We start from the raw sequence: 15,401 nt of genomic DNA on the forward strand, positions 1-15,401 counted from the left end.
TGACCACACCACAATTCCGGGCCGCCTAAGTTCAGGGTCGAACCCTGATTGTCACCGATGTCCGGTGAGACGTACGGTCGAAGGCATGGCTTGGGCTTCCTTGAGCAACTCGATCGGGTCCAAGCCGCGCGTCCTGGCCGGCCCGATCCTGCGCAAGGTCACGCCTGAGACCGCCACGGTCTGGCTGGCCATGCGCGAGCCGGGAAGAGTGACGCTGAAAGTCTTCGACCCCAGCGGCCTCCGGATGCTCGAGGGCACGCGCCACACGATCGCGCTGGGGACGAAGCTGCACATCGTGGCGGTCACGGCCACGCGCCAACCGCCCGCGGCGCCGCTCGTCGAGAACGTCGTCTACCGCTACGACCTGGCGTTCGCCTTCGACGACAGCCAGTCGATGAACCTCGCGACCGCCACCGGCAACGCGTCGCTGTCCTACGCCCCCTTCGACAAGCCGACGTTCTGCCTGCCGCCGAAGGACATCAATCAGCTGCGGATGATCCACTCCTCCTGCCGGATGCCGCACGGCAACGGCAAGGACGCGCTGCCGCTCGTCGGGCAGCTCATCTCCCAGACGGCGCAGACCCCGCTGCAGCGCCCGCACCAGTTGCTGCTGATGGGCGACCAGATCTACGCCGACGACGTCGGGGCGGCCATGCTGATCATGCTCACCGACGCTTCCGACGTGCTGCTGGGCTGGAAGGAGAACCTGCCCGTGCCGGAGCGCTACGAGGGGCTCGAGCAGGCCAACAAGCTCCCGCCCTACATGCGCCGGGAGCTGCTCAAGGGCGCCAAGTTCACCTCCGAGGACCTCGACGCCCACCTGCTCGTGCTCGGCGAGTACCTCTGCATGTACCTGTTCGTGTGGTCCCCGGTGCTGTGGGACGCGAGCACGGTCCCGCTGTTCGCCGACGTCGTCGCCGCCGTGCGCAAGGGCCTCGGGGTCGAGCACGTGCCGCCGGGCGTGCTCCCGCCGGGCGATGACATCGAGAAGCACATCAAGAACCTGCAGAGCTTCGCGGGCGGCCTGACCGACGTCCGCCGGGTGCTGGCGAACATCCCGAGCTACATGATCTGCGACGACCATGAGGTGACCGACGACTGGAACATGACGCTGGACATCTGCGTCGGGATGTACGGCAACGCGCTCGGCCGGCGCGTGATCAAGAACGGCATCGTCGCGTACTCGCTCTGCCAGCACTGGGGCAACGTCCCGGAGCAGTTCGCCGAGGCCGACGCGAGCCTGCCCGGCACGACGTTGCTGTCGTTGCTGGACAAGGGCAATGCCGCCACCTACGAGACCAACGCGGCGAAGATCGACCCGATCGTCTCGGTGCACACCGACGTGCAGATCAAGGCCAAGGGGGCGGTGTTCCACGACCCGAACTCGCTGATCTTCAACTACACGATCGAAGGTCTGGGCCACCAGGTGATCGTCACCGACACCCGGACGTGGCGCAGCTTCCCGCGCGGCGGGGGCGAGGCACCCGACCTGCTCTCGCCCGATCAGTTCGCCGCGCAGATCGAGCAGATCCAGCCGAAGACCGCGGGCCGGGCGCTGCTCGTCGTGATCTCCACCAACGCCCCGCCGGTCGAGCCCATCCGCAGCGCGACGCGCCACGACTGGATCGCGAACCACGCCGCGCACTTCCCCGACGTCCACGAGGCCTGGGACCTGCCCGCGACCGCGTTCGACCACCTGATGAAGTCCGTGACCGAGCGGCTGACGGTGGTGGGCAACGAACGCAAGGGGCCGGTGATGTTGCTCTCAGGCGACGTGCACATCGCCTTCGCCTCGCGCATGCTCTACAAGGCCACGCGGCGCTTCGGCGAGGCCGCCGGAGCCCCGCCGACGACCTCGGTCATCGCCCAGCTGGTCGCCAGTTCGCTGCGCAAGCAGACCGACTCGACGCTCGACCTCGGCACCGAGGGCTACACCTACGCCCCGCACTGGTACGTGAAGCCGATGATCGGGCCGCACGTCGAGGAGTTCTACGCCGGCTGGAACGTCCCGGCGGGCGGGAGCCTGAAGGCGGCCAAGGTCGCCGTCGGCACGCGCTTCGGGACGCGCTTCGTCGACCGCCGGCCGCTGCGGGCCTCCGGGACGCTGCGCATCGACGAGCAGGTCAAGGTGGCGATCCCGCCGGACTACATCTACCAGCTGGACTACCTGGTGACGACGAAGTCGGCCACCGTGCCGAACGTGCCGAAGCCGCTTCCGGCGCTGCCGCCGGGCGCGACGGCGGACCAGCGCAAGCAGGCGCTCGGCTGGTTCAACACGGTCACCGGCAACTACCGCCAATACAACCTCGACCCCGGTGTGAAGCGCCAGATCATCGGCCTCAACAACGTCGGTGAGCTGACGTTCGAGTGGTCCAACACGGACCAGAAGAAGGTCATCCACACGATCCGCTGGACCGACCCGAGCACGTCGCTGGTGCTGTTCGTCGACTACGTCGTCAATCTCGATCCCAACGACACGAAGTTCCCGTTCCAGCCCGGCCAGTTCAAGGTCGTCCCATGAGCGACTCGCTCTTCGCATCGCTCGCCAACGAGTTCGGCGCTCTGCTGTACCCGCTGGAGCGCGCGATGACCGTGCCCGGCGCGCTTGAGGGGATGCTGGCCGAGCTCGGCGCCCTGCCGGACACCGACGCCGCGCCGCTCGCGACGGCGCTTGAGGCCGTCGTCGCCGAGAAGCGCGCGATCGACACCCTGGCCGAGGAGGCGACGCCGTCCTTCGATTCGATCGCCGACGTCCTCACCGGCGCGGGTCGCGCGTTCGCGGCGATCGAGGCGTTCGGCTCGGGCGACGGCCAGCTCGGACAGCTCGGCGACTTCGGGCGCGACGTCGGCGAACTCCTGTTGAGCGCGTGGCTGACGGTGCTGCATCCCGTCGTCCATCAGGTGCTCGTGCTGCTGACGATCCTCGAGCCGTTGGAGGACCAGCCGCTGTCGGAGGTGCAACTCGACGCGACCCAGAAGCCCGTGCGGCTCGGGTATCGCATCGATCGCCTGCATCCCAGCCGGTTGGTCGACCTGCTGCGCGATCCAGAAGCGGTGATGCGCGCCGAGTACGTCACGCCGCTGGCGACCGTCGCCGACGCCGACGCGATGGCCGACAAGCTGTTCCCGCGCGTCGTCGGCCTGCTGCGCGAGCTCGGCGTGCCGTGCCGCTACGGGATCAACCCGGATGACACGGCGCTGCTCGCCGACTCCGCGTCCCCGCTCGCGCACTCGCTCGCCGTCTATCTCGACCACCCGCTCAACGTCGGCGCGACCGCCGAGGCGGGCGCGGTGTTCTCGTTCTCGTCGGCCGACCGCGGTGACCTCGGCCTCGTCGTGACCCCGTTCGGCGCGCTCGCCGCGTCGCGCGGGATCGGGCCGTTCACGATCACCGTCGACTTCGGCGCGGGCGTCGGGGGCGTGGCCTACGGACGGCACGGGCTGTCGCTGCTCACCGACACGGGCACCGCAGGGTTCAACGGGAAGATCACCGCCGAACAGGTCGTCGCCGACGGGGCGAAGCCGTTCGTCATCGGCTCACCCACCGGCACGCGCCTGGAGCTCCTCGGCACCAAGTTCGGGGTCGAGACCGCGCTGTCGCAGGCGCGTCAGAGCCTCGCGCTCTCCGCCGACGTCCCGAAGGGCTCGCTGGTCGTCGCACCCGCCGACGGCGACAGCTTCCTCGCCTCGATCCTGCCGGCGAACGGGCTGCGCGCCGACTTCAGCACCGGCCTGACCTGGTCCAACGAGCACGGCCTGACCTTCCGCGGGAGCGCCGGGCTCGACGCGACGCTGCCGGTGGGCCTGTCGGCGGCGGGCGTGTCGCTGCCCGACGTGCACGTCGGGCTGCACGCCACCGACGGCAAGGTCGACGCGGTGATCTCCGCCGGCCTGGAGGCGAGCGTCGGACCGGTCGACGTCTCGATCGACGGGGTCGGCGTGCGCGCCACGCTGACGTTCCCGGACGACGGCGGCAACCTCGGCGTCGCCGATCTGGACCTCGGCTTCAAGGCACCCACGCAGCTCGGGCTCTCGATCGACGCCGGACCGGTGGTCGGCGGCGGCTTCCTCGCCTATGACCCCGACCGCGGCGAGTATGCGGGCGAGCTGCATCTCGAGTTCGAGGGGATCGGCGTCCGCGCGGTCGGGCTCCTCAGCACCCGCCTACCGGGCGGCAAGCCCGGCTACTCGCTGCTGGTGCTCGTGTCCGCCGACTTCCCGCCGGTCCAACTCGGCCTCGGGTTCATGCTGGTCGGCGTCGGCGGTCTGCTCGGCATCAACCGGACGGTGTCGGTGGATGCGATGCGGGCCGGCCTGAAGAGCGGCGCGCTCGGCGCGGTGCTCTCGCCGCCGGATCCGAAGGCGAGCGTCGGCCAGCTGATCGCGAGCCTCGCCGGGCTCTTCCCGCCCGCGCCCGGACGGCACGTCTTCGCGCCGACCGCCCGGATCGTCTGGGGCTCGCCCACGCTGATCACGATCGAGCTGGCGCTCGTGCTCGAGCTGCCGGCGCCGGTGCGGCTCGTCGTGCTCGGGCGCCTGAAGGCGGTGCTCCCGGACGAGCACGAGGCGATCGTGCGGATCCAGGTCGACCTGCTGGGCGTGATCGACTTCGACCGCGCCGAGGCGGCGGTCGACGCGACGCTGGTGGACTCGCGGCTGGCGCAGTTCGCGCTCACGGGTGACATGGCGCTGCGGATGAACTGGGGCGAGACGCCCTCGTTCCTGCTGGCGGTCGGCGGCTTCCACCCGCGCTTCGCCGCCCCGCCCGGGTTCCCTGCCCTGGACCGCGTCGCGGTCGCGCTGGCGAGCGGCGACAACCCGAAGCTGCGCCTGGAGGCCTACCTCGCACTGACCTCGAACACCGTGCAGTTCGGCGCGCGCGTCGATCTCGGCGCCCGCGCGGGCAGCTTCAGCATCGCGGGCTTCCTCTCCTTCGACGCGCTGGTGACGGTGTCGCCGCTGTCGTTCGTCGTCGACATCGCCGCCAAGCTCGCGGTCAAGGCCGGCGGTCACACGCTGCTGTCGATCTCGCTGGCGCTCACGCTCAGCGGCCCGCGCCCGTGGCGGGCCCGCGGGCGCGCCTCGTTCTCGATCCTCTTCTTCGACGTCTCCTTCGGCTTCGATGTCACGATCGGCGACGATGTGGCACCGGCGCTGCCCGCCCCGGTCGACGTGGCCCCGCTGCTGCTCGCCGCGCTCGCCGACGCGCGGTCGTGGAGCGCGCAGCTGCCCGCCGGGGCGGCCGGTCTGGTCTCGCTGCGCGCGCTGGAGCCGGGAACGGCGGTGCTCGCCCACCCGCTCGCGACGCTCCAGGTGCGCCAGCGCGTCGCCCCGCTGGACCGCACGCTGGACCGCTTCGGATCGAGCGTCCCCAGCGGCGCGAAGCGCTTCCGGATCACGCTGGCGACGATCGGCGGCGTCCGCACCTCGCTGGCGCCGCTGCAGGACCGCTTCGCCCCCGCCCAGTTCACCGCGCTCAGCGACGACGCGAAGCTCTCGGCGCCGTCGTTCGAGGAGATGACCTCCGGCGCCGCGCTCGGCGCGGACGGCTTCGCCGCGGGCGCCGCCGCGACCGTCAGCGTCGTCTATGAGCAGCTGATCGTCACCGCCGAGGGCGTGCCGGAGCCGAAGTCCGCGAAGGTGGCGATCCCCGGCGACGCGTTCCTGACGCTGACCGCGACCACGCCGGCCCGCCCGCCCGCCTTTTCTCTCCGGGAGACCGCATGACCGCTCCCCCGCTCGCCACGTACACGTTCCTGCCGTGGGTGCAGGGCGGTGTCGGCCGCTCGATCGCCGCGCTCGACGAGCCGGGGGTCGCGCTGACCGCTCGCGTGAAGCTGCCCGTGTCCGTCCACGTCGACGGCGCCGGCGACGTGCCGGCCTCCGTCCAGCTCTACGGACCCGGCGATGTCACTGGCCTGGACCCGGCGCAGATCGTGCGGCGCGATCCCCCGCCTGGCACGACGCGCTTCGAGTCGGGCTACATGCCGGGCATCCAGTTCGCCCGCGCCGACCTGCCATGGCTGTTCACGCCCGCCGCGCCGGGGACGGCCAAGACGCGGCTGCGGCCGTGGCTGGTGCTCGTGACGATCCGCCGCCAACCCGGTGTCACACTCGGCTCGAACCCCGGCGGGCCGCTGCCGGTGCTCCAGCTCGCCGCGCCGGCCGATCCCGCCGCCGAGCTGCCCGACCTCTCGCAGTCGTGGGCGTGGGCGCACGGCCAGATCGCCGGGCTCGGCGCGGGTGCGCGGCCGACCGACATCCTCATGTCCGACCCGGGGCGAGCGTGCTCGCGGCTGGTGTGCCCGCGGCATCTGGAGCCCGACACGGCGTACCTCGCCTGCCTCGTCCCGGCGTTCCTCGCGGGCGTCAAGGCAGGGCTCGGCGACCCTGTGACCGCCGACGATGAAGCGCGCCTGGACCCGGCGTGGACCGCGACCCCGGCGCCCGGCCTGCAGCTCCCGGTGTACCACGCGTGGGAGTTCTCGACCGGCCCCGCCGGGAGCTTCGAGACGCTCGTGCGGCGCCTGCATCCCAGCCCGCTCGATCCGGCCACGGCGCACCCGCCCAAGCTCGACCTCACCGCCGCGGGCAGCGGCCTTCCGGCGGGCGGTGTGATCGAGTTGCAGAGTGCGCTGCGCGTGCCCGGCCCCGATGCGCCGCCGCCGTGGACCGACGCGCAGCGCGTGCCGTTTCAGACGGCGCTCGAAAAGACCCTGTCCGCCGCGCCGCCGGACGTGCTCGCACCGCCGGTCTACGGGCAGATGCAGGCGGGTGCGAGCGCGCTGCCGGTGGCCGGCGGGCAGCCCGGCTGGCTGCGCGAGCTCAATCTGGACCCGCGCCTGCGGATCGCGGCCGCCGCCGGCACGCGGGTCGTGCAGGAGCGCCAGGAGCAGTTGATGGCGCGCGCGTGGGAGCAGGCGGGCGCGGTCAACGACGTCAACGCGCTGCTGCGCCGCTCGCAGGTCGCGCGCGAGCTCGGCAACGTGGTGCTGGACCGGCATCTGCAGCCGCTCTCACCCGCGGGGCTGCTGGCGATGACCCAGCCCGCCCATGCGCAGATCCAGCTCGCGACCGAGACCGTCGACGCCGAGCTGCGGACCAGCCGCGTGCCCGAGGCCGTCGTGTCGGGGGCGATGCGCCGGCTCGCGAGCCCGCAGGGTCTGCTCGCGCGGCGCGCCGGCCCGGCCGCGCAGATCAACCTCCTGACCGCCGTCGACGACGCGGCCATGAAGCCGCCGCCGGCGCCGCCGAGCGGGATGGTCGTGCTGCCGCCGGTCGCGGCGTTCGCGAGCGCCGCCGCGCCCGTCGCCGACGTCGACACCCGCCCGGCGCTCTCGGCGGACGCGCTGCGCGCCCAGCTGCTCGAGCGGCTCGCTCCTGACACCACCGTGCTGGCGCGCGCGGAGGCCCGCGTCGCCGCGCCCGCGGGCACCTGGACGCGGCCCGATCCGCTCGCGCCCGTCGCGACCGAGCCGCACTTCGACGAGGCGATGTACGACGGCCTGCAGCGCATCGCGCCCTGGCTCTTCCTCCCGGGTGTGCAGGACGTCGAGGCCGACGGCGTGGCGCTGCTGGAGACCACGCCGCGGGTGATCGAGGCCTACATGGCGGGCCTCAACCACGAGCTCAGCCGCGAGCTGCTGTGGCGCGAGTACCCCGCATCGCTTTCCGGGACGGCGTTCCGGCAGTTCTGGGACGTCAGTGGCCAGCCCGGAAGCCGGGAGGCGCTCGCGGACATCCCGCCGCTCGCCGACTGGGCGGTGGCCCCGCTCGGCAACCATCTCCGCGGCGGCACCGGCCAGCTCGTGCTGCTCGTGCGTGGCGAGCTCCTGCGCCGTTACCCGACGACGACGATCTACGCCGCCCGCGCCCTCGCGGGCGGCGCACTGGACCCGGCCACGCGGCTCGCGCCGATGTTCCGTGGCGCGCTCGCGCCGGACATCGTGTTCGTCGGCTTCGCGCTCAGCGAGGAGATGGCGCTCGGGATCGATCCGGCCGGCCCGGGCTGGTACTTCGTCTTCGAGGAGTACCCGGGCGAGCCGCGCTTCGGCTTCGACGAGGTCGCCACGCCGGGCGTGCCCAAGACGCCGGACGCGCTCGCGTGGGCGCACGTGCCGGTCACACCCTCCGGCCACGTCGACGTCTCCAAACCGCTGGCCGCCGCCGCCAACCTGCAGGCACTGTGGGGGCGCAACGCGGCCAACCACGCGTCGCTGAGCTTCCAGCAACCCTTCCGCGTAGCGCTGCACGCGTCGCGCTTGATCAAGAGGAGCGCGACATGACCGACCTCGCGGCAGTCGTCGCCGCTCGCACGAAGGGGCAGGCGGCCGAGGCCGACGCGCTCGTCCTGGCCGACCGCCTGGTGGCCGCGAAGGTCGACCGCGCCAAGCTGCGCGCCGATCTCGCCCAGCTCCCGCCGCGGATCGCCGCGCTGCAGCAGGCCGTCACCGACGCGCAGGCGCGCGTGTCCGCGGCCACGGCGGCGCGCGACAACGAGGTGGCGGCGGCCAACGCCGCGGAAGCGGCGGCTGAAGCCGCCGAAGCCGCTTCCGCAGCGGCCGACGCTGCGGTGGAGGAAGCGCGCCAGGATCTCATCGACATCATGCAGGAGGACGGCGGGCATCCGCCTCCGGGCCTGCTCAAAGCGGCACAGAAGCGTGTCTTCGACGCCGAACGCGCCGCGATCCCCAAGCGCACGCAGGCGCAGGCGGCGCGCACCGCCGCCAACGCGCACAACGCGCCCGTGGCGGCGGCCAATGCGGAACTGCAGGCGGCGCAGGCGGCGCTGACCGCAGTGACGGCGCAGCTCACCGCGGCCAATGCCCAGCTCGCGGACGCGCGCGCCCGGCAGGCCGCGGTGGAGGCGCTTCCGCCCAAGCTGAGCACGGACATCGCCGCCGCGCGCACCCGCGTCACGACCGCGTGGCAGTCGTGGGACGCGCTGCTGGTCGCCGCGCAGGGCGCGATCACGGCCGCGGCGGCGCAGGTCGCGGCCGCCACGACGCCCGCCCAGGTGGCGACCGCGACCGCCGAGCTCGAGCGGCTGCGCACCGAGCTGGTCGCGAGCGAGAACCCCGACGACCTCGCGGCACTGATCGCCGCCGACCTTCCGCTCGCGCTGCTGCCGGTGCGGCTCGAGACCCGCTTCGACACGGGCAACCTGCTCGTGCGGGTCTATCCGGACACGCTGCACGTCGACGGCCACGAGCCCGAGCTGACCGCCGACGAGCTCGCGTGGGGCACCAGCTACCTCGCGCGTGAGAAGGCCGGCGGCGCCACCGCCCCGTCCACGCTCGAGGCGTGGCGGGCGCTCGTGGACCGCTTCGGCACGCCCCGCGCCGCGTGGATCGCCCGCGCGGCGGCCGCCCCGAGTCCGCCCCAGCGCGCCGCGGCGTGGACCCGGGCCGCGCGCACCAACGTCCTCCCCGACCGCTGGATCGCGCTCGGCTATCGCGGCGGCGAACGCCGCTTCGCCGTGCTCGGCAAGCCGATCCCCGACTCGCTGGCCGTCGGCCCCGATCCCAGTGATGTCAGCGCAGGAGATCCGGCGGCGCCGCTGGGCGCTGCCGCCCACTGGCTGGTCGACTTCAACCGCGCCCTCGACCGCGGCATGGCGCTGAAGATCCCTCTCGCCGCGGCGGATTCCGGCGGCTTCGACCGGCTCGTGGTGCTCGGCCTGCGAGCGACCGCCGACGGGACCGAGAGCGCCCGCCGGATCGCTGCCCTGCTCGACGCCCATCACTACACGGACGGGCTCGCGATCACGGCGGCCGGCACGCCGACCAACAACACCGACGCGGTGCGATCGGCGTGGACGGCGGCGGGCGAGGACGCGGCGGTGAGCCTGCGCAACGAGCGCGGCGCCGCGCTGACGGCGAGCAGCTCCGACGGCACGGTGCTCGCGCGGGCGCTGGGCATCGCGCTCGATCCGTTCACCCACGTCGCGGGCGCGGGCGGGGTCGGGATCGCGTTCGAGCGCGCGCTGCGCGTCGCCCTCTGGCCGGCGACCTGGGGCTACATGCTCGACCAGCTGTTGGGCGCGGTCTCCGACGACGCGATCGCCGCGACGCGAACGCACTTCCTCGCGAACGTCACGTCGGGGGGCGCGGTGCCGACCATGCGGCTCGGCCGCCAGCCGTACGGCGTGCTGCCGGTGACCTCGCTGCGGCGCTTCAAGCTGCTCGATCCGCCCGACCTCGACGCGCAGCTCGCCCCGCTGCTCAACGGCCTCGCCCCCGCGTGGCGCGCGGCGCTCGGCGGCGTGCCACGCGTGACTCCGGGCGTCGACCTCGGCGCGATGCTCGCGACCGCCGTCGCGATGGGCCCGGTCTCGATGCACTACAGCGCGCGTGGGCTCTCGCTGCCCGCGCCGGATGCCGCCGCGTTCACGCGCGTCGCGCAGGCGCTGCAACCGCTGCAGACGCTCGGGCTCGCGCTCGATCCGGCGCTCGCGCACGCGGTGTTCGAGTCGCTCGTCACGCCGCTCACCGGCCCGACGGTCGCGGTCCAGCCGTCGGAGACGGCGCCGCTGCCGACCGCGCAGAGCTTCGTCAACTGGCTGGTCTACAACGGGCTCGAAACGCTGCGCACGGGCACCCCTCCGGGCGGGTCCAACGCGCTGCTGTTCGCGCTGCTGCACCACGCGCTGCTGCGCGCCTACACGACCACCGCGGTGCGCATCCTGCGCGCCCGCGGGCTGGCCGCGCCGGGTGAGGGCGACGAGCCCGGACTGGGCACGCCCGCACCGACGCCGTGGAGTCGCCTCACGGCGCCGCTGGACGGCGTGACCGCGGCCGGGCAGACGCTCGCCGGGCACCTCGACGCGGTGCGCTCGGCCAACAGCACGGCGGGCTCGCCCGTCGCCGCCCAGCTGACGGAGTTCATGGAGATGCACGCGGCGCTGCGGCAGCTGCTCGCGGTCCCGGCCGCGCCGCTGGCACGCTACGCGGGCGGCGTGCTGGACCTGGCCTCGCACCGCCTCGACGCCTGGGTCACCGGGATGGCCACCCGGCGCCTGAATACGCTGCGCACCAAGAAGGCGCTCGGCGTCCGGCTCGGTGGCTACGGCGTGCTCGAGAACGTGCGCCCGACCTCGGCCGCGCAGGCGGCGACCCACGGCTACATCCACGCCCCGTCGCTCGGGCAGGCGGCGACCGCGGCGGTCCTGCGCTCCGGGCACCTCGCACACGTCGGCGGGCCCGACGCTCCGCTCGCGCTGGACCTCTCCTCGCGCCGCGTGCATCTCGCGCTCAACCTGCTGGAGGGCGTCCGCGCCGGCCAGCCGCTCGGCGCGCTGCTCGGCTACCGCCTCGAGCGCGGCCTGCACGAGGACCATCCCGAGCTCGTGCTGGACCGCTACGTCGCGCCGCTGCGGGCGCTCGCGCCGCTGGACGCGATCACCGCCGCCGAGCACGACCTCGGCGTGGCGACCGCCCGCGCACAGGCGGCCGCGCAGATCTTGAGCCAGCTGCGCCTCAACGACGACGCCGCGAAGGCAGCGGACACCGCCGTACGCAACCAGATCAACGCGGTGCAGCCGCAGTTCAACGCCGCGCAGGCGAACGCGAACAGCCTCACTTCGCAGCTCGCCTCCGAGCAGGCTCACCTGGACTTCCTGGTCACGCACCGGCCCGGCTTGTCCGGACTCTCCGCATGGCTGCAGGACAAATTGGCGACCGAGGCGCGAATCGCGAACCTCCAGCCGCAAGTCGTGGCCGCCAACCAGGCCTTCAATGCGGTGGCCGCAACCATGAACGTCCTGCACGCGCAGCAGCAGTCCACCGCGATGCAGGTCCTCGCCGCCGACCAGCAGGTCGCCAACCAGCTCGCGGAGGTCGACGCGGCGAACGCCGCCGTCACCGCGGCCCAGGCGCTGCTCGACGAGCTGCGCGCGAGCCAGCCGCGCGTGTCGGAGGCGCTGCGGGCGAGCAACGTCGCCGACGGGCTCAGCCTGCGCCGCCGTTGGCGCGTGGGCGTGGCCACGGGCCACTGGGACGACCAGTCGATCCCGTTCGGCACCGCGGGGCTGCCGGCGCTCGGCAGTCCCGAACAGCGGGCGCTCGACACCGAGTTGCAGTCGCTCGACGACGCCGTCGACGCGCTCGCCGACGTGCTCGTCGCCGAGAGCGTCCACCAGCTGGTGCAGGGCAACGCCCAGCGCGCGGGCGCGACCGTCGACGCGCTCTCGCGCGGCGACGCGCAGGCACCCGACGTCGAGGTCGTGCGGACCCCGCGCTCCGGCACCGCGGTCACCCACCGGCTGCTGGTGCTCGCCGACACCACCGCGACGCCCGCCGGCTGGCCGACCGATGCCACCCAGGTGCGCGCCAAGGTCGAGCCCGCTCTGGAGGCGTGGGCGGCGAGCGCGCTGGGCCCCGCCAACCGCGTGCTGGTGCGCGTCCGCTCCACCTCGGCGGCCGGCGCCGTGACCGTGACCAACGCGGATCTGAGCGTGCTGAAGCTCTCGGCGCTCGACGCGCTCGCGATGACGCCCGCGGGCGGTCCGGCCGGAGCGACCGACATCGAGCTGGCGCTGCTGGATCGGTTCGCGAAGCCCGGCACGACCGTCGAGCTGGTCCTCGACCGCGATCCCGCGTGGACGCCGGCGCAACTCGGCCTCGGCGAGTTCCTCGAGCTCGCGCGGGCCGTCCGCGAGCTGCTTGAGGGCGCCCGGGCGCTCGACGCGCGCGACCTCGCGTTGCCGGGCCCGAGCACGGACCCAGGGATCGACGCCGCCGACCTCGCCAAGCGCACCGCGATCGCCACCGCCGCGCTGCAGGACGCGCGCACGCGCTTGAAGGCCGCGCTCGCGCCCGGACAGTCCGCCGACGCCGTGCGCGCCGCGCTGGGCCGGGCGGCGAAGCTCGGCGTCATGGCGCCGCCGGAGGCCGCGGGCGCCGCGCTCGAGGAGCTCGACCGCCGCTCCGCCGCGGTCGCCGCCGCGGCTGACGACCGCGCGCGCGTCGCCGCCGCGCTAGGTGACGGCTTCCGGATCCTCCCGCGCGTGACCGCCGCCGCCGGCAGCGAGTTCGTGGCCTCGCTCGCCACCAGCACCGACCTCCAGGCAGGCGACCCGCTCGCGGCGGTCACCTGGCTGCAGCGCGCCGCCCACGTCCGCGACGGTGCGTCACGGCTGGAGACCGCGCTGCTCTACGGCGAGGCGAGCGGCGCGCAGCAACCGCTGCGCCTGCGCGTCGCGCAGTTGCCGCGACGCACGGGCGACCGCTGGAGCGGGCTGCCCGCCACTGCGGCGCAGCCGATCACGAGCGGGCGGCTGTCGCTGGTCGTGCAATCGACGGGGACGAGCGGACCCGCCGCCGGTGCCCCGCTGGCCGGGCTCGTCATCGACGAGTGGACCGAGGTGATCCCGGACCGCACGCAGCTCAGCGGCCTGAGCTTCCACGTCGATCAGCCGGTCGCCCGCGCGCCGCAGACGATCCTGCTCGCCGTCGCGCCCGACGAGGCGCACGTATGGAGCCTCGCGAACCTCGAGGCGACCCTGCTCGAAACGCTCGACCTCGCGCAGCTGCGCCTGGTCGACGGCGAAGCGCTCGCCGCACCGAACAACACACCCGCCGTGCCGCGCCTCGGGCAGTACCTGCCCGCGATCTACCTCGCCTCCGCGCCGGCGGCCGACACCGTCACCACCGACCTGGGGAGTGTCATGGCCCCCGCTGGTTCCTGATGCCCGGCGAGCCGATCCGCTGGGCACGCCTCGAGCCCGCCGCACGCGACCGCGAGCTCGCCCCCGGCCTGGAAGCACGCGTGCACGACCCGCTGTGGCTGCTCGCCCGCCAGTGGCAGTTCGGCGAGTTCGCGGCCGTCGACGGCGGCAGCGCGATCGTCGCGCAGGTGAGCGCGTCCGTCGCGCCGATGGCCAAGCTGCGTCCCGGCCGTCCGAGCCCCACCGCGCGGACGAGCAACTACTCGGTGCCCGCCGTGCCGCTGGAGACGCTCGTCGAGGCCGACGACCTGCACGCGGCCCCCACGGCGCGCATGCGGGTCCGCGCCGGGCAGCACTTCGAGCGCATGCTCGCGGCGCGCAACCTCGGCCAGTACGCGGGGCCCTTCCGCACCGCGTACCCGATCGCGGCGACGACGCCGCCCGTCGCCGACGCCGCCGGCCGGCGCTTCCTCGCGCTCGTCGCCGGGCGCGCGATCGACGGCGAGAAGCTCTACAAGGACCTCAAGGTCTCGCTGCGGGCCACGCCGCCGGCACTGCCCGCCGCGCCGGTGATCCCGGCCGCCGACGCCGCCGCCGTGATCGCGGTGGCGCAGGCCTGGGTCGCGTGGTTCGACGCGCTCGCCTTCACGCCCTCCGGCGGACCGGCCGCCTGGGTGCAGGATCGCCTCGAATACGCGTTCGGGACCGGTACTCCCGACGGGATCGCGCTCGAGGCCGACGAGTACGCCGACGGCCATCTGGACTGGCACACGTTCACGGCCGCCGGCACCACCGCCAACCCACCCGCCGGGCGCTCCACGCTCGGGCCGGTGACCGTCGTGCCGACCGCCGTCACCTACCCCGGCATGCCGGCCTCGCGCCTGTGGGAGTTCGAGGACGGGCGCGTCAACTTCGGCGCGGTCTCGGCGGAGCCCGAGGACCTCGGCCGCATGCTGCTCTCGGGCTTCGCGCTCGTCTACGGGGCCGATTGGCTGATGGTCCCGCTCGAGGTGCCGGTCGGCACGCTCGTCCGCATCACCCGCCTCGACGTCAAGGACACCTTCGGGCGCACGACCACGGTCGGGCCGACGGCGCCGGGCGGCGAATGGCGGATGTTCGAGCTCTCGCGCGCGGAGGGCGGCTCCGAGGACGCGCTGCTCGTCGCGCCCGCGCTCGGCGCGAGCCTCCAGGGCCGCGACGTCGAGGACGTCCTGCTCCTGCGCGATGAGGTGGCCAACCTCGCGTGGGCGGTCGAGAAGGCGGTCGAGGGCGAGGACGGGCTGCCCGCCGACCAGGCGCGGGCCGCCGGCGAGGCCGCTGCTCCCGCTCCGCCGGTGCCACCCCCGGACGGCGCCGTGCCCTATCGCCTGCGCACCGACCCGCCGCCGTATTGGTTCCCGCTGATGCCACAACGCGCAGTGGCGACCAACCCGTCGATGTCGTTCCGCCTCGGTGCGCTTCCGCGGGTCAGCCCGAGCGGTCCGGTGACGCCGCTGCGCCCGCGCGGGCGGCTGCTGACGCCGCTGTCGAAGGACCCCAAGCTCCTGTTGCGCGAGGACGAGGTCCCGCGTGAGGGCGCACGGGTCACCCGCGCCTACCAACTCGCGCGCTGGATGGACGGCAGCACGTTCCTCTGGCTCGGCCGGCGCAAGACGGTCGGGCGCGGCGAGGGCTCCAGCGGGCTGCGGTTCGACACGACCGAGCCGCCGACGTGACCGAGGAGCGGAGCCGCGGC

Annotated in this window: 5 protein-coding genes; all 5 read left to right on the forward strand. The window is 73.9% G+C overall.

From position 1 onward, the window contains the following. Positions 1-85: 85 nt before the first annotated feature. The 5 genes from OM076_RS15480 to OM076_RS15500 are packed head-to-tail and all read left to right on the forward strand — an operon-like array spanning position 86 to position 15,381. Positions 86-2,521 (forward strand): metallophosphoesterase family protein, encoded by a 2,436-nt coding sequence (locus OM076_RS15480; protein WP_270040906.1) that lies wholly within the window; start codon positions 86-88, stop codon positions 2,519-2,521. Next, positions 2,518-5,727 carry a DUF6603 domain-containing protein gene (locus tag OM076_RS15485; RefSeq protein ID WP_270040907.1) on the forward strand — a complete coding sequence of 1,070 codons (3,210 nt, stop codon included), beginning with the start codon at positions 2,518-2,520 and terminating at the stop codon, positions 5,725-5,727. The genes OM076_RS15480 and OM076_RS15485 overlap by 4 nt, the downstream gene beginning before the upstream one ends. After that, positions 5,724-8,285 (forward strand): hypothetical protein, encoded by a 2,562-nt coding sequence (locus OM076_RS15490; RefSeq protein ID WP_270040908.1) that lies wholly within the window; start codon positions 5,724-5,726, stop codon positions 8,283-8,285. Before OM076_RS15485 ends, OM076_RS15490 begins: the two co-directional genes overlap by 4 nt. Next, positions 8,282-13,687 (forward strand): hypothetical protein, encoded by a 5,406-nt coding sequence (locus tag OM076_RS15495; protein WP_270040909.1) that lies wholly within the window; start codon positions 8,282-8,284, stop codon positions 13,685-13,687. The genes OM076_RS15490 and OM076_RS15495 overlap by 4 nt, the downstream gene beginning before the upstream one ends. Then, on the forward strand, positions 13,687-15,381 hold the full coding sequence (locus OM076_RS15500; RefSeq protein ID WP_270040910.1) for a hypothetical protein: 1,695 nt from the start codon (positions 13,687-13,689) through the stop codon (positions 15,379-15,381). The genes OM076_RS15495 and OM076_RS15500 overlap by 1 nt, the downstream gene beginning before the upstream one ends. The last annotated feature ends 20 nt before the right edge of the window (positions 15,382-15,401 follow it).

The sequence above is a fragment of the Solirubrobacter ginsenosidimutans genome (assembly GCF_027587205.1).